This window comes from Radiobacillus deserti, assembly GCF_007301515.1.
GTDB classification, from domain to species: Bacteria; Bacillota; Bacilli; order Bacillales; family Amphibacillaceae; genus Radiobacillus; species Radiobacillus deserti.
This window is the reverse complement of the sequence record NZ_CP041666.1, coordinates 1,148,433-1,174,411: the sequence shown is the minus strand read 5'-3', so window position 1 is coordinate 1,174,411 and position 25,979 is coordinate 1,148,433. Positions and strand designations below refer to the sequence as shown.

The window sequence follows — 25,979 nt, the reverse complement described above, 5'->3', positions numbered from 1 at the left end:
ATAAAATCTTGATGGAAAGTAAGTGCATATAGAAAAAGAGGTGTTTCCTTGGCTCGAGAAATAGAAATTGAATTCAAAAACCTATTAACAAAAGTGGAATATGATAAGCTCACTACTTACCTTCCACTTCAATCATCAACTCATTTCCGCCAGATTAATCATTATTTTGAAACGAGTGATTTTTCATTAAAAAATAAGGGAGCTGCCCTACGAATTCGGGAGAAAGAAAGCGGATATGTCTTAACGTTAAAACAACCACATCCAGACGGACTCCTAGAAACGCATGATAAACTTTCAGAGGAAGAGGCTATGCGTTGGCTGAACAACCAACCGTTTGAAACGGAATTTGTTGGGAAACAGCTTAAAGAATGCAATATATCGATAGAAAAACTTCGCTATGGCGGTGCACTTATTACAGACCGAACAGAATTGGTCTACCATAATACACTAGTCGTACTTGACCACAGTAGCTACAACGGGAAAGAAGATTATGAACTAGAGCTTGAGGCAACGAATTGGGAATTAGGAAATCAAGTATTTCAAGAGATATTGGAAGCTTGTTCCATTGCGAAAAGAGCTCCGATTAGCAAGATTCAACGGTTCTATGATACGTTATAAAACAGATAAGTTGCTCATTTCAGATAGACGCTGTTACAATTAATTACAAATAAAGCTAATAAATACGGTTAACATTTCACAACCCTAAAAGGGGATTATTATTATGAAACAATATGGTACTTTATTTGAAGCCATTGGTGGCTTTGAAAAAGTCAGTCAATTAGTTAAAAACTTTTATAAAAAAGTAGAGGTACATCCTGATCTTACACCTATTTTCCCAGATGACCTAACGGAAACAGCTCGAAAACAGGAACTGTTTCTTACACAGTTTTTAGGTGGCCCACCGTTATATACAGAAGAGCATGGTCACCCTATGCTTAGAAGAAGACACTTACCTTTCGAAATAACACCAACGAGAAGAGCTGCATGGTTATCCTGTATGAATGAAGCACTAGAAGAAGCTGACATTGCTGAACCCTATCGGACTGCAATTTTCGAAAGACTATCGATGACCGCACAGCATATGGAAAACACACCAGAACACGAGAAAGGAGAATCGATGTGAGTCATAATCCTTTTGGGGCTTCTGATCCTCATGTTGTTCAATCGACGCCGCAGAATGGATTTGTCGATTTACTCAAGAAGCCTGTTGAAATCTATGTCTTTATAGATCCTCTATGTCCGGAATGCTGGTCACTAGAGCCTTCCTTAAAAAAGCTATCTATAGAATATGGAAGATACTTTACGATTCGTCCGATATTGAGTGGGCAATTAACTACTTTGAATAAGGATAAGTTTGATAAACCGAAAAAGCTTCGAGAAATTTGGGAAAAGACAGCAAGTCGAACGGGAATGAGCTGCGATGGAGACTTGTGGTTAGAAAATCCAATCTCATTTCCTTGGATTGCTTCCATTGCGATAAAAGCGGCTGAACTACAAGGACTTCGAGCAGGTAGAAGGTTCTTAAGAAAGGTTCAAGAAAGCTTGTTCCTGGATAAAAAAGATATTTCTAAAGAAGATGTACTTACAGACATCGCACAACAGGTTCGATTAGACGTAGAAGAGTTTACTCGTGATCTTTACTCCACTTCTTCTCAGAAAGCTTTACAGTGTGACTTAAAGCTAACAAAGGAAATGGACGTAGAGTACATTCCAACGCTTGTATTCTTCAATGAAAACCAAGAAGAAGAAGGGTTAAAGATTTCTGGTCTATATCCTTATGAAGTGTATGTAAAGGTATTAAAGCAGATGCTAGAGAAGGATCCTAGTCCTGCAGCAAAACCAGAAATAGAAGATTTTGTTTCCTTTTATGATTTTGTTGGAAGCAATGAAATTTCTGTTGTGTTTGATTGGTCGGATGAAAAAACAGCTAAGGAAATGAAAAAACTAAAACTTAAGCAAGTTGTTGAAGAAGTACCCGTTAAATATGGAACGTTCTGGAGATATATTGGAGAGAAATGATCCGAATGAGGGCTTGGTGCCCTTAATTCGGTTTTTTTATGAGCAAAAAAAGAAGGATATGCGGTATCGCTATCCTTCAAATTTCCTATCTATTTTCAAGATAAGGGGGGATGGGAGAAAGTTTCAGGTCAAACAAAGGGGTTTTGTTTGTTAAACATCTCACAAGTTAAATATATCAACCCTTTTTATAGAAGACAAGAGATATGTTCATTATTTCACAAAAATGTCACACTTCTATTTTCAAATACCTTTTCATATCCTGTAATGAAAACTATCGTTCCATAAGGAGGTGGAATTGTGACCAAATACTACCCATTATTTTTTCTCATATTGACCTGTTTTGCATTCTTCTTAAATATATTAGGATTTATGAACATGATTCCTTCCTTGATCACACTTCCTATTTTGTTTATTACGATTTACTTAACGATTTTTTCATTTACAAATAGGAGAAGATTTAAAGGACTATAGGATGCTTCCCTGCTAATCCAAAAAGCAGCTTACCATGATGAGTAAGCTGCCTTTTTTATTAATGCATTTTCTCTAATAATGCTTCCATTTCATTTAATTTTTCTTCAAATACATCCAGTGCGGAAAGTATCGGATTTTTAGATGTCATATCTACTCCAGCTTTTTTCAATACCTCGATCGGATAATCACTATTCCCTGCACTTAGGAAAGCTAAATAGCGATCGACAGCTGGCTGTTTTTCTTTTAATATTTGGGAAGCAAGAGACGTAGCTGCTGCATATCCAGTAGCATATTGGTACACGTAATAGTTGTAATAAAAATGTGGAATACGAGCCCACTCTACGCCAATCTCCTCGTCTACAACTATTTCATCACCGAAATACGTCTTGTTAAGGTTGTAGTAAACTTCTGTTAGCTTCTCAGCAGTTAATGCTTCCCCATCTTGAGCCATAACATGAATAGTATGTTCGAATTCTGCAAACATCGTTTGTCTAAATACTGTTCCACGAAATCCTTCAAGGAAATGGTTTAAAAGAAACAGCTTTTCTTTTTCATCGGAAGTCTGCTCAATCATATACTCATTAAGAAGCGCTTCATTACATGTAGATGCAACCTCTGCAACGAAAATAGAATAGTTACCATAACGGAATGGTTGGTTTTTTCTCGTGTAATAACTATGCAACGAATGCCCAAGTTCATGAGCTAATGTAAACATGTCATGTAGGGAGTTTTGCCAGTTAAGCAAAATATATGGATTTGTACTATAGGAACCTGAAGAATATGCACCGCTTCGTTTTCCTTTGTTTTCCTCCACATCAATCCATCTGTTGTTATAGCCTTCCTTTAAGATACTTGCGTATTCTTCTCCTAGAGGTGCCAAACCTTCCAGCACTTTTTGCTGTGCTTCCTCATATGGAATCTTCATATCGACGTCTTTAACTAGTGGTGTGTAAAGATCATACATGTGCAACTCATCTAATTCCAGCACTTTCTTTCTTAACGCAACATACCGATGTAAGAGATCTAATCTCTCATGAACCGCTTCAATTAGATTGTCATACACCTTTTCTGGGATGTTATTCCCATCAAGCGCAGATTGGCGAGCAGAATCATAGTTTCTCACTTTTGCAAAGAAATTGTGTTTTTTCACTGCTCCAGAAAGCGTAGACGAAAATGTATTTTTAAAGTTACCGAATGTATCATACATTGCTTTAAACGCATCTTCTCGAACACGACGGTCATCAGACTCCAAGAAGCCTAGGTAACGTCCATGTGTAAGATTTACTTCTTCTCCATTTTCATCTTTTATCGCTGGGAACGTAAGATCAGCATTGTTTAACATTCCAAATGTTTGGGAAGAATTATCCACGACCTCAGAAACTTCTGCTAACAAAGCTTCTTCCTTTTCACTAAGGAAATGAGGGCGTTGCCTATTCACTTCGTTTAACGTATGTTCATAACGCTTTAACCCCTCATGCTCTTGCAAGAAATTCGTTAGTTTTTCCTCTTCAATTGTCAAAATCTCCGGAATAATATAGCTCATTGCACTAGAGATTTGAGTCACAAGATTCTCCGCTTTTGCATTTAAAGCTTGATAAAACGAATTAGTCGTATCTTGATCATATCTCATATGTGCATATGTATAGAGCTTTCCTACTCGTTCTGAAACTTTATCTTGTAAAGTAAATAATTCATATAATGTTTCTGCAGATTCGTGTAGGTTTCCTTGAAATTCTGCGAACTTAGGAATATCAGATTTTACAGACTCTAATTCCTTCTCCCAATCAGCATCTGAGGCAAAAATATCCTCTAATCTCCAGGTCTTTTCAACTGCAACATCTTCACGCTTTTGTAATTCCTTTACAGATTGTGCCAATGAATGGTCCTCCTTCTTTTCCCATTGTTCTTATGTATTATCTTTATGCTGTTTCCCCTTATTATATCGTAAAAACATCGAATCATGCGAAAGTTACCATTTTGAACTCACTTTAAGCTTGTTCCAACAAGAACGATCCTGCGATATAGCTTCATCTATCGTTGTCGGAAGTGAGATTGGAAACTTGCAGATATAAGTTGAATTATACTTTAAAAGAATCCCTAACTCGACGAGTCGATCCAAATATTCTTGAATCGGATCTGACATACTTCTTATAAGTGGTGTAGAGGATAACGGAACAATTTTAGAAGCAAGCAATTGATGACAGTCTTTAAGACGGAATGAGATGCCAGTACGCTGCATAAGCTGAAAAACTATCATACTTTGCCACATCCATCCTGGACACTTCATTCGAAATTGATATCTTACGGGAAGGAAGCAAATAGAAGGTAATAAAGGAGGATATAAATGATGTTGATAGAGCCATTGTCTCCATTGCCTTTCGTCGTTACCTATATGGGTTGGAGGCGGTTTTTTGCGAAAGGCTTGCACATTCTTTAGCCAATTTATCTCGGTGTACGGAGCCGGATGAGGGGTAAGTAGCTTTGTGAACGTCACGTCTTTCAAACTTATAAATTGTAAAAAGTCTGAGGAGTAGGCCGTAGTGATGTGATAAGTTGCAAATTGTTTCTGGATGGGACAAAAATAGTATAAGGTTGGGGAATGCTTAGAAGACCACTGATGTAAAAATATTTTTTCAATATGTAGTTTTTGGGCAGCTAATCGTTTCATTCGATTCCCACCCAAAATCCAAATTGGTGTTATGGAGTTTTTTAAGAAACCCAAAGTTCTCCTTCTAACCTCTTGTTCTGAAATAGAAGCACATTGATACTCTATTGCGATTTGTTTATTTCCTATTTGTAGCAAAATATCAGCACGCTGCTTTGCGACAGGAATAAACACCTCTACTTCTGCCTTTATATGTTGATTTAAAAACCACTGATACAATGTCCACTTTCCAGTCTCATGATAAGAGCCTTCGCCTTGATTTGTACAAATGCTTTGATGCTTATGGGCAAAATGGGCCGTTACATATCCACCAGCTTTTAAAATCACTTCTTCTTGACATATTGGACAGTAAAATTTTTTCTTTCGGAACGGACGAATTTCTTCTAAGCTGCAGCCCGCAAACGATACGAGCTTCATCTGTTCATTGTTGGCAAGAAGCATCCAATCACCTCCTGCTTAAAGGTTCTCTATGATTGAAAAGGATTCCTTTGTACGAATAAAAAACGACTTTTTCATATTTTTAAAAAAGAGAAATAAAAAAATAGGCACTCTTTCGAATGCCTATTTACTCATAGGAAATATAGACTGAATGTTAGCTAAAGCCTGTTCTTCAAAGATTATTTTTCCGTACTCTTCTAGAAGATGAACTGTCGCATTCGTTTCATCTCCAAACTCAAGCAATTGACTGATGATATCTTCCTGTTCTTCCTCTGATAATTTTTCATCATCAAATTGAAGAAACAACATATACTTCTTGTCGTAATGGAATAATTTGTTTACCACGTCATGCAATGGCTGGTAATGACTTAATTGAATGACATCCTCGAAATCTTTAAACGCAAGGATGAAAGTCAGTGCTTCATCCTCATAATCCGAATAGTCCTCTTCATCACTGCCGAACTTTTCCTCTAGTAAAGATTCAATTTTCTCATCTACTGGGATATCGAATGGTTTCCCACTTTCATTTGGTAGCTCAATGTTCGTACCATCTTTAGAAAGTTGTGCTTTTGTGACTACAATCTCTAATCCTTTATCTAGAGCTTGAACTTGAATCCATAATGGACCATCTATATTAAAGTCTTCTTCTTTATAGTTTACTTCATCCATAACCTGCCAAAAAAGCTGCTCACTTTTTTCGCGGTTATACCAGATTTCTTCACGATCAAATCCTCGATCTTCTATATCTATATAGGATATATAAAATTTAACCGTGTTCTCGTTAATTCTTTCTATTTCCATTCCTCATCGCTCCCTTCAAAAAGAATTGGATGGAAGGGATATCTTCACCTTCTACGTACCATAAACTCGTGGATATCATTCAACCTATACTTTTATATATTTTATTTTATGATAAAAGGTTGCATGTTGAAAATAGATATGCCTATAAATCATATAAAAAGGTGTGTGTCCCATATGCTTCGACCATTTAATGAGTGGTTCGGAACTCATATTGTACCTGAAATAGACAGGTTTGTCACCTCTATCGCGAGAATGAAAAACGCAGGCTTTCCTCAGAAAGACCTGCGTAAAATCATTAGTTAACCATTCTTTGTGCTTCACGAAGTTGGAAAGTACGAACAGTTCTTGGTAAAAATCTTCTAATTTCATCTTCGTTGTAACCGACTTGAAGGCGCTTCTCATCAATGATGATTGGGCGACGTAATAGTCCTGGATTCTCTTGAATTAAATTGAACAGGTCCTTCAATGGAAGCTGGTCAAAATTCACATCTAAGCTTTGGAAAACTTTAGAACGTGTAGAGATAATTTCATCCGTCCCATCTTCCGTCATTCTCAATATTTCTTTTATTTCATCAAGTGTAAGAGACTCTGAAAAGATATTTCTCTCACGGAACGGAATGTCGTGCTCTTCTAACCAAGCTTTTGCTTTTCGGCAAGATGTACAACTCGGTGAGGTATAAAGTGTTACCATGAAACTTCACTCCTCAATATGCTAAAGATTTTTTATATGTCTAACTTTGAAGAATATATTAAATTATAATTAGTTTAAATAACTCTTCTATGTACAAGTATACTACATTTGTCAAGCAATGTGTGAAAAACTCTGTAATGTCATGAAGTTGTAACAATCATTTTGATAATTACAATTAATATACCCTATTCGCCTATCCTTCAAACTTATTTCAATAAAAATTAATGGTTCTCATTTAGGCGATAGTAGCTTTGGCAAAATTTAGACATTGCAGGTTACATTTGTACCGGTCTAAGCCTTATTTCAAAGGATAAAAATAATCCTTGTTGGTATAAAACCAAACAAGGATATGCACTCATTAGGCTTTATCTTCTTCTAAAGCTGCAAAAATATCGTCAGAGTCTCGAGCTTGGTCGTACGACAATACTTCATCGGCTGACTGATACGACCTTCCGTATAATTCTTTATCTTTGTACGTATGAATATCTTCATACATCTTTTTCATCTGTTTATAAATGGTTTCTTCATCTTCGTCTTCCGGTGACCAATAAAGAATTTCCATCGGATTCACTTCGTTTGTGGCCAAAGAACGTCGCGTGTAACCAATAGATTGTGCATGCTTAAATCCTTCTCGTTGGTAAAAGCGGAGACGCTTCTCCGTATCTGTATCTTCATAATCAACAGGCTCCACTTCAAGGATAATTGGTTTTTTCTTTGCTTTAAGCTTTTCCATTAATTTATGACCAATTCCTTGTCCTCGTGACGCAGAAGACACATATACATAGTCAATAAAGATAAACTCTTTAAATTCCGCGTACATTAACACGTGGTGTTGTCCTTCGTCCTTGTAATAGACGTCTCCCTTTTCCTTCAAAAGCATTTCCATGTGTTCCCTTGATTTCATTTCTTCTACAGGGAAGTACTTGTTCAGTTTTTCATACCAATTCATTGATCTACTCCTTGTTTTCGTAGTCACTATTGATTATAACGAAATATTTGGTATTTGTTAAATGGACTCTAATAGTTATCTTCCCCTAATTGGATTGTTATAAACGACAGCTGCAAAAATTAGACACTAAACACTCATGTTTCATCAGAAGAATGCACATAAAAAGAGCATGACATCAATCATGCTCTTCTTACCCTTATTTTAAGGGTGTATAATCTACATTTTTCGTGTACGTGTTTCCCGCATTCCATAAGAGGAACTCTCGGATCCCATTCTCGTTTAATGCTTTTATTTGCGCTTCCACTTCCGCTTTACCATATTGAGTCGGGGCGCCGCTATATAACCAAGGTGCTTCAAAATCTTGAATCCACGGCCTTGATTTCGGAGCGTGTTCTAATGCGCCTAAAACCTCATTTTCAACCTTAGCATATTCATTCACCAATCGATACGGCTCTTTATCAGGAAAATCAATACCAAAATATGGTGTCCAATGACTCGGATAGATCATAGATGAGATAACATCCACGTTACTTGAAATCTTAGAGAAGTTTTGCCCAATACCTGGTGTTTCTGGAATAGTAGCTGCATACCCAAAAATATCGACAGAGACATCAATGTCATAGTATTCCAGTTCTTTTCTTGCGAAGCTTACAAAATCCGTTACCGCTTGTACTCTTTTCTTAACATCACTAAGCTCAACATTTTTATATTCTCCTAGGTCATACTCCAGCTCTTCATCTCTTCTTTCGAATCCTTCAGGGAAACGAACATAATCAAACTGAATATCTTGAAATCCTAATTCCGCTGCCATTTTTGCAATTCCAACATTGTACTCCCATACCTCTTTTTTAAATGGACTTACAAATGCATCTCCATTGCCATTTGTCCATACCTTTCCGTTTTCTTTAAATGAAAGGTCAGGACGCTTTTTCGCTAACACAGTATCTTTAAAAACCACAATCCTAGCAATTGGATAGATTCCTTTAGACTCTAAAGTCTCTAACATTTTTCTTGGATCTTCAATATAGTTTTTGGCAATATCTGCATAAGGTGAGGCAGGATCAGGTTTAAATGTTAAATTTCCACGGTCTTCCTTGATATCGATAACCATCGCATTTAATTCCGTATTTTCTATAAACTTAACTAATTTGTTGAACCTGCTACCTCCAGCAGAATTTCCAGTCACATAAATGCCGCGTACAGCATCTGGATATTTAAATGTTAAACCAGAGTCATAGGAAAATCTTTTGATTTTATCAGGTAGTGTATATGTTTGAACCTTGGTAACATGTGTTCTATGCTTTTGTGCTGTCTTTTGTTCCGCCTCAGAAGCAAATGAATTACTTGGTAAAACGAGAAGGCTAGACACTACCATAGTTAATATGAGTACGACGTGATGATGTAATTTCTTCAAAGATCTCGACTCCCCTAGTCTCTTTTTCTCCATTATAAAAGAATTAACAACATTATTGTGCATATTTTTACAATTTTTTATTGGTATTTTATGTTGATTTCTATTTGAATAGCCAATATAAAAAAGAACAGATCCAAAACGGATCTGTTCTTTATATATGTGAATGCATTGTTTTCTATTACTTAGTCTTGTAATTCTTGCTTATAAGCTTCGAATTCTTTGGTTGTGCATAATACCCAATGATTCGGTCTAACTTCTCTGAATTCTGGTTCCTCACTAGTATCGTGCTGACTCGGATCATAAGAAATTCTTGTACGGTTTCTTTCATAATCCGGGTCTGGTAGTGGAATTGCAGATAAAAGAGATTTTGTGTACGGATGAATTGGGTTTTTATATAATTCATCACTATCTGCTAACTCAACTAATTTACCAAAATACATTACTCCGATACGGTCACTGATGTATTTCACCATTGACAAGTCGTGTGCGATAAATAGATAGGTTAAGCCTTTTTCTGCTTGCAATTTTTTCAACAAGTTTACTACTTGTGCTTGAATGGAAACGTCCAGTGCAGAGATTGGTTCGTCAGCAATAATAAATTCTGGTTCAACAGCCAAAGCACGTGCAATACCCAGACGTTGACGTTGTCCACCACTAAATTCATGCGGATAACGAGTAGCATGGTCTTTATTTAATCCGACAGTCTCTAGTAACTCAAAGACCTTCTCTTTACGTTCTGCATCGTTCTTTACTAAACCATGAATATCCAATCCTTCTGCAATGATATCCATAACTGTCATTCTCGGATTTAAAGAGGAATATGGATCTTGGAATATCATTTGCATTTGTTGATTGAATTTTTTAAGCTCCGATTTGCTTTTCTTACCTTGAACGTTTTCACCTTTAAATAGAACTTCCCCATCTGTCGCTTCGTATAAACGAATAATAGTTCTACCAGTTGTAGATTTCCCACAGCCAGATTCTCCTACAAGGCCAAATGTTTCACCCTTATAGATATCGAAGTTTAGTCCATCAACAGCTTTAACTACACTTTTTCTGCCCACTTGAAAGTGTTGCTTAAGTCCTTTTATTTCTAATAGTTTTTCTTCACTCATTGTTTTCACTCTCCGAGCTTTCTGACGTTCTAGCCATTTCTTCTATTCTTCGTTTAACAGATGCTGGTGGTTCAATGTTTGGTGCATTTTCATGTAAAAGCCATGTTGCTGCATAATGACTTTCTGAACCAGGCACTTTAAACAACGGTGGCTCTTCTTGATAATCAATTTCCAGTGCAAATTCATTACGAGGAGCAAATGCATCTCCTTTAGGTGGGTGTAACAAATCTGGTGGTGTACCAGGAATAGCAAACAACTCTTCATCTTCACTATCCAATGTTGGCATGGAACCTAGCAATCCCCATGTATATGGATGTTTAGGATTATAGAACAGTTCATCCACTGTACCAACCTCAACAATCTTTCCAGCATACATAACCGCTACACGATCAGCTACATTCGCCACTACACCTAGGTCGTGTGTAATGAAGATGATAGACGTGTTTGTCTTTTTCTGAATGTCTTTCATTAGTTCCAAAATTTGCGCTTGAATCGTAACATCTAGTGCTGTTGTTGGTTCATCGGCAATTAATACTTTAGGATTACAAGCTAATGCAATCGCAATAACAACACGCTGTCTCATACCACCTGAGAATTGGTGAGGATATTGATTCACTCTTTCCTCCGGTTGAGGAATTTGTACCAGCTCTAACAATTCAATGGCGCGTTTCTTCGCTTGACTCCGGCCCATTTTTTGGTGTTTAATCAAGCTTTCCATGATTTGACTTCCTACCTTCATTGTAGGGTTTAAAGAAGTCATTGGGTCTTGGAAAATCATAGAGATATCTTTACCACGAATTTTTTGCATTTGTTTTTCGGATTTTTTCACAAGGTCTTGACCTTCAAATAAAATCTCGCCTTCTTTGATATAGCCGTGGGGTTTTGGAATCAACCTCATTAGAGCTTTTGTCGTTACAGATTTACCAGAACCTGATTCTCCAACGATAGCTAACGTTTCCCCTTTTCTTAAATCAAATTCAACACCACGTACTGCCTGAACTTCACCGGCATAGGTGTCAAATGATACGTTTAAATTTTTCACTTCTAATATTTTTTCCATTCTCAACACCTACCTCCTTAATCACGCATCTTAGGATCAAATGCATCTCGTAATCCATCAGCTAAAATGTTAAAAGCAACCATGATAACAGAAATCAATATTGCTGGGAATATTAGCATGTATGGATAGATTTGTAATGAATCAAAACCAGTATCAATTAAGGTACCTAGTGATGCTTCAGGCGGTACTAATCCTAAACCAATGAAGCTTAAAAATGCTTCGAAGAATATTGCATTTGGAATAGTAAACATTGTGTTAATTATAATTAGCCCTACTACGTTGGGAATTAGATGTCTAAAGATAATTTTCCTATCTGGTGCACCTAATGTTCTGGATGCTAAAACGAACTCTTGGTTTTTAAGTTTGAGCACTTCCCCACGAACAATCCGGGCCATCCCTATCCATCCCGTTATCGTCAGTGCTATCGTGATCGAGATAATACCAGGTTTCAAAATGATAATCATCAAGATTACAACAACCAAGTTTGGGATCCCTATTAAAATTTCAATAATACGCTGCATGATGTTATCGATACGGCCACCGTAGTACCCAGAAATACCACCATAAATAACCCCAATAACTAAGTCAATTGCAGCTGCTAGAAACGCGATATAAAGGGAGATTTTCGTACCTTGCCAAGCACGTGTCCATTGATCACGTCCAAGTCCATCTGTACCAAACCAAAAGTATTGGTCTTCCATATCTTTCGCTTCATAGATGTGGTAGACTGCTTTTACTTTTGCAGAATCTTCACTACCATCGCCTTTATCCTTCACTTCGATATCAATAAACTCTTCGTCATTTCCATACCTACTGAGAGCTTTTTGTTTTGCTTCTTCGACCGTTGAACCTTTATACGTCCCTTGTAACGTTCCTGTAAAGCCAGACCAACTAATATTTTCTAGTCCAGGGACACGAGCTGGCATTTTTGCTCTGCTTAAATCCTGATCATCATATCCATAATCATTCATACCCGGTCCGATGAAACTCATGATGATAATGACAACTAGTGCAAAAATAGCGACCATGGAAGGAACATTCTTCAGCAAACTTCTAGAAGCATCCTGTAAGAATGTTCTACTAGGTCTTGATATTTTTTCTGCTTCATCATCACGTTTTTTTGCAGGTACAAATAATTCTTTTGGCAAATTATTTTTATCCATTATTTCTTCTCTCCCCCTGTCAATCTGATTCTAGGATCGATTATTCCGTATAGGAGGTCAATGATTAAAATAATCACAACGAATAAAAATGCAAAGAGAAGAGTTGTTCCCATAATAACAGGGAAATCATTCGTCATAACGGATGATACAAACTGTTCACCAAGCCCTGGAACCGCAAAAATTTGCTCAATTACAAGCGTTCCAGTCATAAGACTTACGGCTAATGGACCGATAACTGTAACTAATGGAATTAATGCATTTCGAAGTCCATGCTTAAAAATAACCCCAAATTCATTTACACCTTTTGCTCTTGCCGTTGTAATATAGTCCGAACCAAGAACCTCTAACATTTCTGTCCTTGTAAACCTTGCTGCCGTGGCAAGCGGGAACATCATTAAGGCAATGGTCGGCATAATGGTGTATTCAGGACCTTCCCAAAACGCAACCGGTAACCAACCAAGCTTTACTCCAATTACATATTGAATTAAACCAGCAAATACAAAGGCTGGTATGGATTTACCGATAACAGCAATTATCGTTGATGTATAGTCTATAAAACCATGATGATAAACTGCTGCCACTAATCCAAGTAGTATTCCTAATATGGTTCCTATTAGTAATGCTTGTGCACCAAGCTGTGCAGATGGACCAAGACGATCCAATAAAATTTGTGTTACGCCTCGATTATCGAATTGGAATGAAATTCCAAGGTCACCCTGAACAAGTTCCCCTAAATATTTCACGTATTGAACAGGAACAGGATCATTCAAGCCGTACTTTTCTAGAATGATTTCTTTTTGCTCATCAGTAAGCTTGTCCTCAGCTGTAAGTGGGGTACCAGGTAAGAATTTCATTAAAAAGAAAGAGAAAGTAGCTATTAAAAATAGGGTGAGAAATAAATAAACTACCCTTTGAAAAATATATCTAACCATCCCAACACCTCCTGATTATAATTCTGCTTATTACATTATTAAATAAAAGTTGACAGAATGTTTTTTATTGCGTGATATTTCCCTAAAAAGGGAAAAGAGCGTATGCCCATTTTCCGGACATACACTCTCCAATCCTAACGAGCTAGCCTATATGGTTAGAAAAGAAAATTATTTTTCTATATATGCCCATTTATAGCTGTACTCAGGACCGATTTGGTTTTTAAATACATCTTTTACGTATGGTTTCCAAAGTTGTGCTACACCTTCTTGGTACATTGGTGCAATTGCAGCTTCTTCTTGGATTAGAAGTTTTTCCATATCTAAGAATGTTTGGAAACGCTCATTAGGTTTTTGAGCTAATTCATTGTTAGCTTTTTCTAACATTGCATCATATTCAGGGTTAGAGAAGCCCATTTTATTGTTAGCACCATCTGTTACCCACATATTTAAGAATGTGTTAGGGTCAGCATAGTCAGGTACCCAACCAGCTGCTTGAATATCATACTCCATTTCGGTGTCTAGACGTAGACGCTCTTTAAATGGAACTTGTTGAAGTTCAATTGTAAGACCTGGTAGGTTTGTTTCTAATTGGTTTTTCATAAATGCACTGATGTTTTTAGATGTTTCTGTATCACCAGTTAAGTAGTTTAATGTAACAGAATCAGTACCTAATTCTGATAGACCTTTTTCCCAATATTCTTTTGCTTTTTCTTTGTCATATGGTAAAAGTTCACCATTGATTTCACGGAAATCTTCTCCAGTTTCAGGGTGAGCAACGAATTCTTTCGGTACTAAACCACCTGCAGGAATAGATCCGTTATTTAAAATTGTATCTGCAATACCTTGTTTATCAAAAGCAGTTGCGATAGCTTTACGGATATTCACGTTAGCTAAAGCTTCACTACGCTCTTGGTTAAATTTCAAGTAGAAAACACCTGGGTTCAATACTGTTCTGAACTCGTCACTGCTTTTGTACTCTTCAACGAACGTAGAAGTTAAACCAGTACGATCAATTTGATCGTTGTTGTACAAGTTAACGTTTGTTGGAACGTCTTTTGTAACTTTAACAGTAATTTTATCAAGTTTTACAGAGTCTGCATCCCAGTAATCAGGGTTTTTCTCAAGTGTCCAACCTTCACCGTGGTTCCATTCTGTCATAATGAATGCACCGTTGAATACTAAGTTTTCAGCTTCAAGGCCGAATTGATCACCTTGTTCTTCAACGAATTTTTGATTCAATGGATAGAATGTTGTGAATGTTGCTAAAGACTCCATGTAAGGAGTTGGTTTTGCAAGTTGAACTTCAAACGTATAGTCGTCTACAGCTTTAACACCAAGTTCTTCAACTGGTTTCTCACCTGCAGCAACTTCGTTTGCGTTTTTGATAACGCCACCCATCATGTATGGACCATATTCAGATCCTACTTCTGGATCAACTGCACGTCTCCAAGAATAAACGAAATCATGCGCAGTAATTGGATCACCGTTAGACCAAACTGCATCTTCACGCAAGTGGAAAGTCCAAGTTAGGGCATCCTCACTAACATCATGACTTTTTGCGATTGCTGGTTCTGGAGCTCCGTCCTTACCAACACGATATAGACCTTCTAATGTAGTACCTAACCATTGAGAAGAAATTGTGTTAGTAGATAACTGTGGGTCCATTGTAGGAATTTCGTCACCCTCAGTAAGTCTCAACACTTGTTCAGCAGATTCATCTCCGCCTTTGCTACTATCCTCACCTGCGTTCTCATCGTCGCCACCAGAACAAGCAGCTAGGAACATACTCATCACTAGAGCTAGTACTAGTAATAACCAATTTGACTTCTTCATGAAGTACATGACCTCCCCTTTAATCTTAAATATTCTAAATTTTTTTGCAGATTTTTATATCTACAAAGAGAATTATACAAGTTTTCTCACAATTTTGCATTATTTTTTTTGTGTTAATTTATAGAAAGCCCATTAACATTGTACTTCCATTTCTCAAAATAGTACTTTAGTCCTATTTCTTTCATCGTATTTAATTACATAGGTTTCCTCTACATGAATACTATTTTCAACTCCTTTTCTATTTCAATAGAGTACATTACTTTTTTATTAATCATGTAATGATTGCATGCTATACTATTAAATATGTTTCACTAAAAGGATGTGGTTATACTGATCTTAAAAAATAAATGGTATTTTCTCCTTATCAACTGTGCTATTGCTTTTATTTTTATGATAGGAAGTGGACGTATTTCTTTGGAAGGCTATATAGATGCAATCTTTTCCCTTAGCCTTCTTTATATTATGTTCGCCCTATTTTTATTTATTTTGAGAGGCCGTTTTTTTGATGGGGTTACTTACGGGTTTCGACGTTTTATACATCGAATGGGAAAAAATAAAGACTTGTTAGATGAATTTGAGAAAAAACCTCTTCCATCAGATATGATTAATATGAATTTCTACAAAGCAATCGTTTATCAAGCTACTCTAACAGCAATTGTTGTCGGCTCCTTATTATGTTTGTATTATTTATTTTAAAAATTTTGGGACAAAGCAAGTTGCAATACACTTTATTTTTTTATATGATAAATTTTAATAAGTCATATAAAGCGTGGAAAAAGTAGTAGTACATGTTCCCACTGGTTTATAGAGAGTCTGTGGATGCTGAGAACAGATACCAAGGAAAACATGGAATTGGAACTTTGGAGCTTGTATAAGGAATGATACTCTTATACCGTAAACAAGGCGTTAACTGTAGAAGTGATCTTTATTTAAAGATAATTAGGGTGGTACCGCGGTTCATTCGTCCCTTGTGTTATAACAAGGAATGAATGAACTTTTTTAATGGAATAAACAAAATAAGATGAGGTGTTAACATGAAAACAATCTTTTCAGGAATTCAACCCAGTGGTAGCTTAACGATTGGAAACTACTTAGGAGCAATGCAACAGTTTGTTACATTGCAGGAAGACAACAATTGCTTCTTCTGTATAGTAGATGAACACGCAATTACCGTTCCACAGGATCGCCTCAAGTTGCGAGAGAATATTAGATCATTAGCTGCATTATACCTAGCTTGTGGGATAGATCCTGACAAGTCCACACTTTTCATTCAATCAGAGGTAAGTGCACATACTCAGTTGGGTTGGATGATGCAATCGATTAGTTATATAGGTGAACTAGAGAGAATGACACAGTTCAAAGATAAATCGCATGGAAAAGATGCTGTTTCAGCGGGGCTACTAACCTATCCTCCATTAATGGCAGCAGATATTTTATTATATAAAACAGATATTGTGCCTGTAGGAGACGACCAAAAACAACACCTTGAATTAACAAGGGACTTAGCGCAACGATTTAACAATCGCTATAATGATATTTTTACAATTCCAGAAATCAGTTTACCTAAGTTTAGTGCTCGTATTATGTCTTTACAAGACCCAACGAAAAAAATGAGTAAATCAGATGATAATCTTAAAGCATCCATCTTTATGTTAGATAGTGAAAAACAAATAGAAAAGAAAATTAAAAGTGCCGTTACCGATTCAGAAGGAGTTGTAAAATACGACAAAGAAAATAAACCAGGCATCTCGAATCTTCTAACGATATATGCTAGCTGTACGGGAGAAACCATTGAAGCTATAGAGAAAAAATACGAGGGAAAGGGCTATGGAGAATTCAAACAGGACACTGCTCATGCAGTCCTTTCACTGTTAAAACCTATCCATGCTCGGTACGATGAACTTATTGACTCACCAGAACTTGATGAGATTCTTGATAAAGGGGCAGAAAAAGCAAGTTTTGTAGCGAATAAGATGCTCGCTAAAGCCAAAAAAGCAATGGGACTAGGACGAGTTAAAAAATAGTTTCTTCTATTATAATGTAGGACCAAGTTATTTCGTTATCCGAAATAACTTGGTCCTACCATTTTTGCTATATAATTCGTTTAAATGTACTTTGCTCAGGAGCTTGTTCAATCTCCCACATTTTTTCAAAAAATGGCTGACCTTTAATCAGTTTCCCACAAAGGTCTTCATGTGCTTTACTCCAACCTTGACTTACTCCCTCATACAAAGCATACCATGCTTCTTGAAAGTTCATACTTTTAATTTCAGAATAGTTATCTGGATTCCATTCTGTTAACCAATATCGAACTTCTTCCGCATTTTTAGTACCCTCCATCTGGTCTAATGCCATCATTAAAAGTTGCTTCAGTTGTCTTTCTTTTCGTGTCAGTCCAATCATCGACTCGGGTGGTAAAGAAAGAATATGATATTCTTTTTCCATTTGCTCTTCAGTAAACTCAAAAGATTGCTTCTCTGTTCCTTCAATCATTTCGTACACTAGCCTTTCCTGACGAGGAATAAGACGACTTTTACGGACTGGCAGATGATAGCCAATCGTATCAAATACAACAATCGATGTCCCATTGGTCACGATTGCCGCGTATTCTAACGGAATCCTTTCCTGATTCTTTCTTAAATAAGCTCGTTTATAAATACTTTCTAATAAGGATGTTGGTAAATCACGTAAATCATTTTCGATATAATGGTACAACATGTCGTCTATGTACAAGATTGGAACTTGATCAAGTAACTCAATTCCATCTTCTTTTCGCCATTCGTGAAATGGGCAAATATTGTAACCATTTTCTTCCCCTTCAAACCAGTTCACCCAAACGTCATGTAAATATAGCATATGAATCCCCCGCTTTACCGTAATGTGTGTGTGAATATCCATCAAATAATGCTTCATTAGCTCGTTACTATAGGAGCTTAGCTTTTTAGACGATCGAAGCAATCTTTTTACCATACATTATGACCAGCAAAAGGAATAATTATTCTTCATGCCCTTTATTTAACTGGAATATTTGGGATTCGAGAAATGGAAATAAGCATAAGGATTAGACCAATTGGAAGCAGGTAGCATTCGATTCTACCTTGAATAAACAAAAAATAGTTCGTTAAAGAAAGACCTGCGGGTATAAAGTTCAAATACGTAATAAGAGTCACACCACCGGATACTGCGAAACCGAAACCAATTAAGAATAACAACACGAATCCCATTTAATCACCATACCTGTTCTATTAAATGTACTATAATCCTATGCTTGTCCGTACCGAAACATGCTACATTTGTAATAGAAAAGACATATATTTGGATGAACGTAAGGATGAAAACAAAAAAAAGAACATATCCCTTAAGGGACATGTTCTTTATGTTTTTAAACGATTAACCTACATGCTTTTTAAAGATAATGGTAGCATTGTGACCACCGAACCCAAGTGAATTACTTAATGCATAGTCAAACTCTTGTTTTCTTGCTTCGTTTGGTACATAATCCAGATCACAATCTGGGTCTGGCGTTTCATAATTAATAGTTGGTGGCAAGATACTATCTTGCAATGCTTTAAGAGAAATAATTGCCTCTATCGCACCAGCCGCACCTAACAGATGGCCAGTCATCGATTTCGTAGAAGAAACAGCTAGCTTATAGGCATGCTCACCGAATACGGTCTTAATCGCATTTGTTTCAAAGGGGTCATTTAATTCAGTGCTAGTACCGTGGGCATTAATGTACCCAATATCTGTAACTTGAATATCTGCGTCTTCAATCGCTTGTTTCATAGCTCGGCTAGCGCCTTCCCCCTCTGGTGCAGGGCTTGTAATGTGATGTGCATCACCTGATGAGCCATAGCCAACAATTTCTCCATAAATCGTAGCCCCACGTTCAAGTGCAGATTCAAGGGATTCTAGCACAAGGATACCTGCCCCTTCTCCCATAACAAATCCATTACGGTTTTTATCAAATGGACGGCTTGCAGTGTTTGGGTCCTCGTTAAAAGACAAAGCTTTCGCAGTGGAGAAGCCAGCAAACGACATATTCGTTAACGGTGCCTCTGCGCCGCCCGTTATCATATAATCTGCATCTCCACGTTCAATCACTTTAAAGGCATCTCCGATAGAGTTGGTTCCGGATGCACAAGCGGTTACTGTACAAGAGTTAATCCCTTTTGCACCTAGTTGAATAGACACTTGACCAGCTGCCATGTCTGGAATAAGCATTGGCACGAAGAATGGACTTACTCGACGATATCCTTTTGAAATAAAGTTATTAAATTGCTCTTCATACGTGGTCATTCCACCAATTCCTGAACCAATCCATACCCCTACACGAGGTGCGATATCATCGTTAATATCAAGCTTGGCATCTTCGACTGCCATTTTAGCGGCTGCTACTGCATATTGCGTAAACAAGTCCATACGCTTTGCTTCTTTCTTCTCCATATAATTCGTAGGATCAAAATCTTTTAATTCCCCTGCTACCTTAGCTGGGAAATCATCCTTGTTTACTCTAGTAACATAATCAATCCCTGATGTTCCAGATTGAATGTTATTCCACATCGTTTCCACATCATTTCCTACGGGTGAAACAGCTCCTAGTCCTGTAATTACTACACGTCTTTTTCCCAATTGAAACTCCTCCTTCATCCAAACATTCTGTTCTATCTCTCATAGATTATTTAAACACCCCAGCGAAGGGCTACTGCTCCCCAAGTTAGTCCGCCTCCGAAGCCGACTAAAACGACTAAATCATTCTCTTTTATTTTACCGCTTTTTGCACCTTCCGACAAAGCAATTGGAATGGATGCTGCAGAAGTATTTCCATATCTACGAACCGAAGTAGCCATTTTCTCTTCCGAGATACCAAGTCTTTCTCTTGCAGCCTCCATAATTCGAATGTTTGCCTGATGCGGTATCAGATAATCCACATCCTCTTTATTTAAACCAATTTTTTCGACTACGTTTACACTAGATTCTGGCATCTGTCTCACTGCAAACTTAAAGACCTCACGACCATTCATGCTAATATAGTCTTTTTCTTGATACAAATGAGAGCCACCGCCTCCATCTGCCCCAAGCTCAAAGGAAAGGATTCCTTTCCCTTCTTTAACGGGACCTAATATTGCAGCACCAGCACCATCTCCAAAGAGCACACATGTATTTCGGTCTGACCAATCTGTAATCTTGGAAAGCTTTTCAACTCCTATAATCAGGATATGTTTATAGGCGCCATTTTCAATAAATTGTTGTGCGGTTATCATTCCATACATAAAACCAGAACACGCTGCACTTAAATCCATTGCTGCCGCTTGTTTAGCTCCTAAGCGCTCTTGGATCATACAAGAAACAGATGGAAATGGTGTATCAGGAGTTACGGTTGCCACTAAGATAAGATCTAAATCTTGTGCTGTAAGATTCGCATCCTCTAAAGCACGAACAGCCGCTAGATAAGCCATATCTGATGTATCCATATCATCTTCAGCGATTCTTCTCTCTTCAATTCCTGTTCTTGTGCGAATCCACTCATCACTTGTATCGACTATTTTTTCTAAATCAGCATTGGTTACTACTTTGTCTGGCACATAGTGCCCAGTTCCTAAAACACCTGCATTCATGTATTTCATCCTTTCCTAACTGGACTTTATATCAAATATTAAGACTTGGTACTAATTTTAATCGATTCTTTCCATTTATTCAAGTTCCTTGTCTTCTTCTCTTTTTTCTTTCCTCAGGATAAAAGCCTGCTCAATCCTGTTTATCTATTAATAGACTATGGAGTAGGAGGTGAAGATATGTTTTTTCAAAAAGACAATCAAAAACACCGCAAATCCCCCCACCCTAATTATAGGGTTCCCCCTCACCTAAGACCTTACGCGCCACAGATTAGCAAGTCTGAAAAAGATCAGGAATCATTCGATTTAGTCGATACCGCTCAAACGCTTATGGAAACTTATGACCAATTGTCACCTTATGTAAAAGGAATATCCAATCGGCTGCTAAAAAAGAAAAAAGACTGACCAGTATTGGTCAGTCTACCTTTCATTTGGCAATAACCCATCTTCCTTGTAATTCTCAATATGCTTTTCAAGCTCTTTTACATAAGACTCAGGGACCTTTGGACTAAATGTTCCCATCTCAACGACATCATCTTGAAAGTCAAATGTAAATACTCCACCTTCAAGTTCCCCTTGCTCAAAATCCTTGGCAGCTTGTACATATAAACGATTCACGTATTGCATCGTGCTCGTTAAGACTGTGTTTTCTCCTAAGTCCGATTGATTTGAGATAAATCCGATTGCATAAAGACCTGCTTCACGTACTCGATTAATGATAGGTACACTAAAAGAATCACCAGCAGGATAAAACACATCAACATTTTCTTTGGTTAAGGATTTATACAATTTAATAGCACGATCCGTATTATCCCAACTATTCACAAACTCCATCTTCACTTCTGCTTCAGGGTTTTGATAATTCACCCCTTCATAAAATCCTTCAATTTCTGGTTGCCATTCATGGGAAGCGATAATTCCAACTTGATTCGTTTCAGTCATCTTTCCTGCAACCATACCACCAAAAAACCCCATAGCATGGGAGCTGAAATTAAGGCTTGTTAAATTATCATCGCTATATCCACCATTAAAGTAAACAAAATGAATATCTGGGTATTCATTTACTATATCCTTAAACATTTTTCCATATATACTACTATGTCCGAAAACAAGATTAACTCCCTGATTAGAAAACTCTTCGATTGCTTGATTCACTTGCTGCTGGGTCGTAATCCCTTCTTTGAAATAAACATCTACATTAAACTCTTCTTTTATTTCTAACAATCCTTTATATCCTTTACTTCCCCAAGATTGATCATTAATAGAGCCTTCCACTAACATCCCTACTTTGTTTATATTCTCAGGCTGTGAATTCAAACTACAGCTTGAAAGTAGAGCTAAAACGATACATATGATGAATAAAGAAGCTACTTTTTTCAATCTGCGCACTCCTATTCCGTACAGTTAACATTACTAGTACTATTCTACCTTGTATAAAGTAGGAGGTAAACGACTTTCATTTTACAATCTGATTACATTAGTAAATGTTGGCAAAGGTTTGGTAATGTTCCTCTAACTGTTTTAACCGGTTCGCAGTAGGTTCTGTTTGCCTGATATACAAAACGTTATCTTCATCCTCCTCTTGTCTTACGGACTTTGAGAAAGGCTTCACTACCCAATCTTTAGATGACGGATTATCCATTAAAATACTCCACAGTACCTCCATATAGTCGTCAATCCATATTGCTTCCTCCTGGAATGTTTCAGAATCAAAAGAAATATAATTTTCTTTTTCATAAAATCCGTCTTTATCACGATCCATAAACGGTCCAAATAACATAGGGATGTTGATGGTATGTGTATCGTTTTGTTGGTTTTGAATTGATAACAAATTAGATTGAACATCGATATATATAACATCGTTATCTGCAATTCGGTTTTCAGGTAATGTATCGACAAATTCAAAGTGACTATTTCTCCCTACAAACATGTGGAGATTTTCCTTTTTCTCACTTTGTATAGAGTCACAACCAGTCACTTCATACCCTTCCTCTAAAAACTTTTGAATAAGGTGATACCCAATCCAATGAAAACAGTTATGAATCACAATCATGAACAGAACCTCCCTTTATCCTTAACATAGTTTATGTAATGGTCACCGTATTTTTGAATAAAGAATGATTTCTGTTTATTTTTTTATAAGCTTTTGGTAAACTTAATTTAAGAATGTCTATAGATAGAGGTGATCGTTGTGCGAATTATTGTTTCAGCAATATGGGCTTTCCTATTAAGTTTTCTAGTTACATATGTTCTAAGCAATATGGCTGGTGAGTCATTTGAAATCGGTTCTGTTCTTATTCTAGCTGTCATTTTCCTAGTAGCAATTATTGCCTTAGGAGAGGGCGGCCTAAGACAAAAGTCAGAATAACACGTTTGTTTATAAAGGAAGTAAACCCTTGCCTTTTTTCTGGCAAGGGTTTCTTGTTGCAGTCTAGTACCAAGGAAGTGCACTAATGGTTGCAAGTGCTGCTAGCGGAAGAATTAATCGACGGAAACGATTTGGTGGATACCCATATCCATAACCATAGCCATATGGATAGCCAGGATAGCCCCATGGTCCAAATCGGTAATCTCCATAATCCGGATACATTTCATTCGCTTCCAGTGGTACGGCCATGTACACATTGTCATCATCTAACCCTGTAATAATACCATCCACTTTGGCACCATCTACGAGTTCAACTAACACATATTTATTCATATGTTTATGGCACAAGTCGTATATATGATGGTGGTTGTGTGATCTTTTCATCTCAATACCTCCTCCTTCTGCTACAGATTATTCAGAGGATTCTGGGTATGTGACTATTTCTACAGTAAATATTGGCAATAATAATACGTTAGGAGCGATTGTTCATGGATAGTTTTATAAGCATGTGGATTGTTTTAAAGTATATATTTTTAGGTTTATTCCAAGGGTTTACAGAGCCAATCCCGATCTCATCTAGTGGGCATCTTGTTCTCTTACAACACATTATGGGAATAGAGCTAGAAGGACTTTCTTTTGAGGTCCTCGTAAATTTCGGGTCATTAATTGCTGTCCTGATCATATACAGACAAGATATTTGGAGACTTGCACATAATGGTTTAGGATATGTATTTTCTAAAAAGCAAGAAGGAAAATCCGACTTTCAATTTATTTTTTATTTAGTAATTGCAACAATCCCTGCTGGAATTATTGGCATTCTATTCGAAGATCAGATTGCCGAAACGTTCAGTGCGCCAAAAATGATTGGAATCACCCTTATTATTACAGGAATCGCATTGTGGATTATTCGAAATCTTAAAGGCCATAAAGGAGAGGCAAACATTACTATTAAAGAGGCACTCATTATTGGACTAGCACAGGCTGTTGCATTGATTCCAGGAATCAGCCGATCTGGTTCTACAATCGTAGCCGCTATGCTACTTGGTTTGAAACAAGATACAGCGTTACGTTTTTCTTTCCTATTATATATTCCAGTTAGTCTTGGTACTTTGTTGCTTTCCATCGAAGACATTGTAGGAGATCCAAACATTGACGTCTTATGGATTCCGTATCTCTTAGCTTTTCTTGCATCTATACTTGCTTCCTATTTCTCTTTAAAATGGTTTATGAACATTATGGCTAAAGGAAATTTGAAATACTTTACCTACTATTGTGTTCTCGCAGGGGTTATCGCAATTCTTCTTTTATAAGAAATAATAAAAAGCGAGAAAAATCTATGAACGATTTCTTCTCGCTTTTTATTCTGCAATGACCTTTACACCAAGCTCTAACACTAAGTATTTCGGAATAAGTTTGGTTTGCTCCATGATGTTAGACAACAAAAAGGCTAGGTTTTCCGCATCTAAATTAATGTCGACATTAAACTCCGATTCAAATGCTCGGCTAGCTCCCTGATATATTTCCCAAATGAACTCTTGATCCTTATCTACCTTATTAATAGGAACTAACAACTGGGTGTATAACGCATCTAGAACAACTTCGTAATCATCTAAAACCTGTAATGACATTGGAAGATGCTGTAATTGATAAGCATCCTTTATGTTAGTTAGTATTTCTTCCTCAGCGTTAAGCTTAACTTTTTTTAGTTGGAAGTCCTCTCTTTTTAACCGATGAAGAAACCCCGGTATCATTTCATTTGATAGACCTAAAAGAAGCCACCATGCTTTTAGCTGTGCCTCTATATCCTCATTCACTTTTTTTACAAGATCTGGTCTGATAATCATGTTGGAGCTAACGTATTTTTTCATAACTGAGTGTATTTTTTTTAGTTTTTCTTTGACCTTTTCTCTAAATGAAGGATATTCTTTGTGTAGGTCTTCCCAATTTCGTTTTAAATTTTCCCAGGTTAACTCTAATACATTCTCTCTTACAGCTAATTTTTGAAAAAAGAGAGGGACTACTTGAATATCTAATGTTTCTTTAATTTGTTCATAATGTTTTTTAATGGTTGGAGATGCCGCTTCCGGAGGAATTATATCTGGTTTTGATTTGCTTGCTTTCTTCTCCGTTATCCCTACTCCAACTGTTCCGGTCCCTTCTATTTCTCTTATCTCTAATTCCTTCACAAAAATTTTATGTATTCCCATTTTATCATTGTCACTTTCCAACAGCTCCCCTAATTGGAGGGTACCTTTTACCTTTTCCACTTTTATTTTGTCAAAATGATACTCAAAGGCGGGGAGGTGGTTGATATAATAGATAAATTCATTTAATTGTTTTCGTAGCATAGCGTTTTCAATTTTTAGTTGCTCTAGCTCACTCATAGGCATATCCCTCACGCTTCCTACACTTTTTGAATATAGTACTATACATATTCAAAGGGGG

28 protein-coding genes and 1 other annotated feature are annotated in these 25,979 nt (G+C 36.9%); of the genes, 9 read left to right on the top strand and 19 right to left on the bottom strand.

Annotation, left to right across the window (positions count from 1 at the left end; all coding sequences use genetic code 11):
• Positions 1 to 48: 48 nt before the first annotated feature.
• The 4 genes from FN924_RS06215 to FN924_RS19090 all read left to right on the top strand — a co-directional run bounded on the left by FN924_RS06215 (position 49) and on the right by FN924_RS19090 (position 2,490).
• Entirely contained in the window at positions 49 to 618 is a 570-nt protein-coding gene (locus FN924_RS06215) for a CYTH domain-containing protein (RefSeq protein WP_143892733.1), read from the top strand.
• A gap of 103 nt (positions 619 to 721) precedes the next feature.
• Positions 722 to 1,123, top strand: coding sequence for a globin domain-containing protein (locus tag FN924_RS06210; protein ID WP_143892732.1), 402 nt, complete (start codon positions 722 to 724; stop codon positions 1,121 to 1,123).
• Complete coding sequence (locus tag FN924_RS06205; RefSeq protein ID WP_143892730.1) at positions 1,120 to 2,019, top strand: ClpXP adapter SpxH family protein; 900 nt, start codon at positions 1,120 to 1,122, stop codon at positions 2,017 to 2,019. The genes FN924_RS06210 and FN924_RS06205 overlap by 4 nt, the downstream gene beginning before the upstream one ends.
• Positions 2,020 to 2,316: 297 nt before the next feature.
• Positions 2,317 to 2,490, top strand: coding sequence for a hypothetical protein (locus FN924_RS19090; RefSeq protein ID WP_194709695.1), 174 nt, complete (start codon positions 2,317 to 2,319; stop codon positions 2,488 to 2,490).
• A gap of 58 nt (positions 2,491 to 2,548) precedes the next feature.
• Here FN924_RS19090 and pepF read toward each other — a convergent pair whose 3' ends face one another.
• The 11 genes from pepF to FN924_RS06150 form a co-directional block, all read right to left on the bottom strand.
• Positions 2,549 to 4,366, bottom strand: coding sequence for an oligoendopeptidase F (pepF, locus tag FN924_RS06200; RefSeq protein ID WP_143892728.1), 1,818 nt, complete (start codon positions 4,364 to 4,366; stop codon positions 2,549 to 2,551).
• Between the two features lie 93 nt (positions 4,367 to 4,459).
• Positions 4,460 to 5,596: a competence protein CoiA gene (locus FN924_RS06195; protein ID WP_143892726.1), complete on the bottom strand. Its 1,137-nt coding sequence runs from the start codon at positions 5,594 to 5,596 to the stop codon at positions 4,460 to 4,462.
• Between the two features lie 120 nt (positions 5,597 to 5,716).
• Complete coding sequence (mecA, locus tag FN924_RS06190; RefSeq protein WP_143892724.1) at positions 5,717 to 6,394, bottom strand: adaptor protein MecA; 678 nt, start codon at positions 6,392 to 6,394, stop codon at positions 5,717 to 5,719.
• 295 nt (positions 6,395 to 6,689) lie between these two features.
• Positions 6,690 to 7,085: a transcriptional regulator SpxA gene (gene spxA / locus FN924_RS06185; RefSeq protein ID WP_143892722.1), complete on the bottom strand. Its 396-nt coding sequence runs from the start codon at positions 7,083 to 7,085 to the stop codon at positions 6,690 to 6,692.
• Between the two features lie 358 nt (positions 7,086 to 7,443).
• Positions 7,444 to 8,034 carry a GNAT family N-acetyltransferase gene (locus tag FN924_RS06180; RefSeq protein ID WP_143892720.1) on the bottom strand — a complete coding sequence of 197 codons (591 nt, stop codon included), beginning with the start codon at positions 8,032 to 8,034 and terminating at the stop codon, positions 7,444 to 7,446.
• Positions 8,035 to 8,230: 196 nt separating this feature from the next.
• Positions 8,231 to 9,448 (bottom strand): putative glycoside hydrolase, encoded by a 1,218-nt coding sequence (locus FN924_RS06175; RefSeq protein ID WP_228409597.1) that lies wholly within the window; start codon positions 9,446 to 9,448, stop codon positions 8,231 to 8,233.
• 182 nt (positions 9,449 to 9,630) lie between these two features.
• A complete protein-coding gene (locus FN924_RS06170) occupies positions 9,631 to 10,563 on the bottom strand; it encodes an ABC transporter ATP-binding protein (protein ID WP_143897144.1) in 933 nt (310 codons plus the stop codon).
• Positions 10,556 to 11,623 carry an ABC transporter ATP-binding protein gene (locus FN924_RS06165; protein WP_143892718.1) on the bottom strand — a complete coding sequence of 356 codons (1,068 nt, stop codon included), beginning with the start codon at positions 11,621 to 11,623 and terminating at the stop codon, positions 10,556 to 10,558. The genes FN924_RS06170 and FN924_RS06165 overlap by 8 nt, the downstream gene beginning before the upstream one ends.
• Positions 11,624 to 11,640: 17 nt before the next feature.
• Entirely contained in the window at positions 11,641 to 12,786 is a 1,146-nt protein-coding gene (gene opp3C, locus FN924_RS06160) for an oligopeptide ABC transporter permease (RefSeq protein WP_143892716.1), read from the bottom strand.
• Positions 12,786 to 13,718: an oligopeptide ABC transporter permease gene (gene opp3b / locus FN924_RS06155; RefSeq protein ID WP_143892714.1), complete on the bottom strand. Its 933-nt coding sequence runs from the start codon at positions 13,716 to 13,718 to the stop codon at positions 12,786 to 12,788. The genes opp3C and opp3b overlap by 1 nt, the downstream gene beginning before the upstream one ends.
• Positions 13,719 to 13,886: 168 nt before the next feature.
• Positions 13,887 to 15,551, bottom strand: coding sequence for a peptide ABC transporter substrate-binding protein (locus FN924_RS06150; protein WP_143892712.1), 1,665 nt, complete (start codon positions 15,549 to 15,551; stop codon positions 13,887 to 13,889).
• Positions 15,552 to 15,965: 414 nt separating this feature from the next.
• On the opposite strand from FN924_RS06150, the gene FN924_RS06145 reads away from it, so the two are divergent.
• Together FN924_RS06145 and trpS are read left to right on the top strand one after the other, a co-directional pair.
• Positions 15,966 to 16,247 carry a DUF3899 domain-containing protein gene (locus tag FN924_RS06145; protein WP_228409596.1) on the top strand — a complete coding sequence of 94 codons (282 nt, stop codon included), beginning with the start codon at positions 15,966 to 15,968 and terminating at the stop codon, positions 16,245 to 16,247.
• A 65-nt stretch (positions 16,248 to 16,312) separates the two neighbouring features.
• Positions 16,313 to 16,523 (top strand) — a binding site (T-box leader).
• A 62-nt stretch (positions 16,524 to 16,585) separates the two neighbouring features.
• Positions 16,586 to 17,575 carry a tryptophan--tRNA ligase gene (gene trpS / locus FN924_RS06140; RefSeq protein WP_143892708.1) on the top strand — a complete coding sequence of 330 codons (990 nt, stop codon included), beginning with the start codon at positions 16,586 to 16,588 and terminating at the stop codon, positions 17,573 to 17,575.
• Between the two features lie 67 nt (positions 17,576 to 17,642).
• Here the strand turns inward: trpS and FN924_RS06135 are convergent, their stop codons facing one another.
• The 4 genes from FN924_RS06135 to FN924_RS06120 form a co-directional block, all read right to left on the bottom strand.
• Complete coding sequence (locus tag FN924_RS06135; RefSeq protein WP_143897143.1) at positions 17,643 to 18,407, bottom strand: YjbA family protein; 765 nt, start codon at positions 18,405 to 18,407, stop codon at positions 17,643 to 17,645.
• 155 nt (positions 18,408 to 18,562) lie between these two features.
• Entirely contained in the window at positions 18,563 to 18,775 is a 213-nt protein-coding gene (locus tag FN924_RS06130; RefSeq protein WP_143892706.1) for a YuzI family membrane protein, read from the bottom strand.
• 166 nt (positions 18,776 to 18,941) lie between these two features.
• A complete protein-coding gene (fabF, locus tag FN924_RS06125) occupies positions 18,942 to 20,183 on the bottom strand; it encodes a beta-ketoacyl-ACP synthase II (RefSeq protein ID WP_194709694.1) in 1,242 nt (413 codons plus the stop codon).
• 50 nt (positions 20,184 to 20,233) lie between these two features.
• Positions 20,234 to 21,169: a beta-ketoacyl-ACP synthase III gene (locus tag FN924_RS06120; RefSeq protein ID WP_143892702.1), complete on the bottom strand. Its 936-nt coding sequence runs from the start codon at positions 21,167 to 21,169 to the stop codon at positions 20,234 to 20,236.
• A 177-nt stretch (positions 21,170 to 21,346) separates the two neighbouring features.
• Between FN924_RS06120 and FN924_RS06115 the strand changes: the two genes are divergently transcribed.
• Positions 21,347 to 21,571, top strand: a complete 225-nt coding sequence (locus FN924_RS06115) for a hypothetical protein (protein ID WP_143892700.1) — start codon at positions 21,347 to 21,349, stop codon at positions 21,569 to 21,571.
• Positions 21,572 to 21,586: 15 nt separating this feature from the next.
• Here the strand turns inward: FN924_RS06115 and FN924_RS06110 are convergent, their stop codons facing one another.
• Positions 21,587 to 22,555 carry a BMP family ABC transporter substrate-binding protein gene (locus tag FN924_RS06110; protein ID WP_323368639.1) on the bottom strand — a complete coding sequence of 323 codons (969 nt, stop codon included), beginning with the start codon at positions 22,553 to 22,555 and terminating at the stop codon, positions 21,587 to 21,589.
• Positions 22,556 to 22,643: 88 nt separating this feature from the next.
• The gene (locus FN924_RS06105; protein ID WP_143892699.1) at positions 22,644 to 23,219 is read right to left on the bottom strand and encodes a hypothetical protein; all 576 of its coding nucleotides are present in this window, start codon (positions 23,217 to 23,219) and stop codon (positions 22,644 to 22,646) included.
• Between the two features lie 138 nt (positions 23,220 to 23,357).
• Between FN924_RS06105 and FN924_RS06100 the strand changes: the two genes are divergently transcribed.
• Complete coding sequence (locus FN924_RS06100; protein ID WP_143892697.1) at positions 23,358 to 23,534, top strand: DUF2929 family protein; 177 nt, start codon at positions 23,358 to 23,360, stop codon at positions 23,532 to 23,534.
• A 63-nt stretch (positions 23,535 to 23,597) separates the two neighbouring features.
• Here the strand turns inward: FN924_RS06100 and FN924_RS06095 are convergent, their stop codons facing one another.
• Positions 23,598 to 23,918: a hypothetical protein gene (locus FN924_RS06095; RefSeq protein ID WP_143892695.1), complete on the bottom strand. Its 321-nt coding sequence runs from the start codon at positions 23,916 to 23,918 to the stop codon at positions 23,598 to 23,600.
• Between the two features lie 104 nt (positions 23,919 to 24,022).
• On the opposite strand from FN924_RS06095, the gene FN924_RS06090 reads away from it, so the two are divergent.
• On the top strand, positions 24,023 to 24,844 hold the full coding sequence (locus FN924_RS06090; protein WP_143892693.1) for an undecaprenyl-diphosphate phosphatase: 822 nt from the start codon (positions 24,023 to 24,025) through the stop codon (positions 24,842 to 24,844).
• A gap of 48 nt (positions 24,845 to 24,892) precedes the next feature.
• On the opposite strand, the gene FN924_RS06085 is transcribed toward FN924_RS06090, so the two are convergent.
• Positions 24,893 to 25,918 carry a hypothetical protein gene (locus FN924_RS06085; RefSeq protein WP_143892691.1) on the bottom strand — a complete coding sequence of 342 codons (1,026 nt, stop codon included), beginning with the start codon at positions 25,916 to 25,918 and terminating at the stop codon, positions 24,893 to 24,895.
• Positions 25,919 to 25,979 lie beyond the last annotated feature (61 nt).

What these genes read in the sequence shown, in the direction of transcription:
- FN924_RS06180 (WP_143892720.1), bottom strand. Translation starts at nt 8,034, where the DNA reads ATGAATTGGTATGAAAAACTGAACAAGTACTTCCCTGTAGAAGAAATG.
- FN924_RS06085 (WP_143892691.1), bottom strand. Translation starts at nt 25,918, where the DNA reads ATGAGTGAGCTAGAGCAACTAAAAATTGAAAACGCTATGCTACGAAAA.
- FN924_RS06195 (WP_143892726.1), bottom strand. Translation starts at nt 5,596, where the DNA reads ATGCTTCTTGCCAACAATGAACAGATGAAGCTCGTATCGTTTGCGGGC.
- opp3C (WP_143892716.1), bottom strand. Translation starts at nt 12,786, where the DNA reads ATGGATAAAAATAATTTGCCAAAAGAATTATTTGTACCTGCAAAAAAA.
- FN924_RS06115 (WP_143892700.1), top strand. Translation starts at nt 21,347, where the DNA reads ATGTTTTTTCAAAAAGACAATCAAAAACACCGCAAATCCCCCCACCCT.
- FN924_RS06095 (WP_143892695.1), bottom strand. Translation starts at nt 23,918, where the DNA reads ATGAAAAGATCACACAACCACCATCATATATACGACTTGTGCCATAAA.
- spxA (WP_143892722.1), bottom strand. Translation starts at nt 7,085, where the DNA reads ATGGTAACACTTTATACCTCACCGAGTTGTACATCTTGCCGAAAAGCA.
- FN924_RS06165 (WP_143892718.1), bottom strand. Translation starts at nt 11,623, where the DNA reads ATGGAAAAAATATTAGAAGTGAAAAATTTAAACGTATCATTTGACACC.
- FN924_RS06135 (WP_143897143.1), bottom strand. Translation starts at nt 18,407, where the DNA reads ATGCTATATTTACATGACGTTTGGGTGAACTGGTTTGAAGGGGAAGAA.
- FN924_RS06090 (WP_143892693.1), top strand. Translation starts at nt 24,023, where the DNA reads ATGGATAGTTTTATAAGCATGTGGATTGTTTTAAAGTATATATTTTTA.
- FN924_RS06210 (WP_143892732.1), top strand. Translation starts at nt 722, where the DNA reads ATGAAACAATATGGTACTTTATTTGAAGCCATTGGTGGCTTTGAAAAA.
- FN924_RS06105 (WP_143892699.1), bottom strand. Translation starts at nt 23,219, where the DNA reads ATGATTGTGATTCATAACTGTTTTCATTGGATTGGGTATCACCTTATT.
- opp3b (WP_143892714.1), bottom strand. Translation starts at nt 13,718, where the DNA reads ATGGTTAGATATATTTTTCAAAGGGTAGTTTATTTATTTCTCACCCTA.
- FN924_RS06150 (WP_143892712.1), bottom strand. Translation starts at nt 15,551, where the DNA reads ATGAAGAAGTCAAATTGGTTATTACTAGTACTAGCTCTAGTGATGAGT.
- FN924_RS06130 (WP_143892706.1), bottom strand. Translation starts at nt 18,775, where the DNA reads ATGGGATTCGTGTTGTTATTCTTAATTGGTTTCGGTTTCGCAGTATCC.
- FN924_RS06170 (WP_143897144.1), bottom strand. Translation starts at nt 10,563, where the DNA reads ATGAGTGAAGAAAAACTATTAGAAATAAAAGGACTTAAGCAACACTTT.
- mecA (WP_143892724.1), bottom strand. Translation starts at nt 6,394, where the DNA reads ATGGAAATAGAAAGAATTAACGAGAACACGGTTAAATTTTATATATCC.
- trpS (WP_143892708.1), top strand. Translation starts at nt 16,586, where the DNA reads ATGAAAACAATCTTTTCAGGAATTCAACCCAGTGGTAGCTTAACGATT.
- FN924_RS06120 (WP_143892702.1), bottom strand. Translation starts at nt 21,169, where the DNA reads ATGAATGCAGGTGTTTTAGGAACTGGGCACTATGTGCCAGACAAAGTA.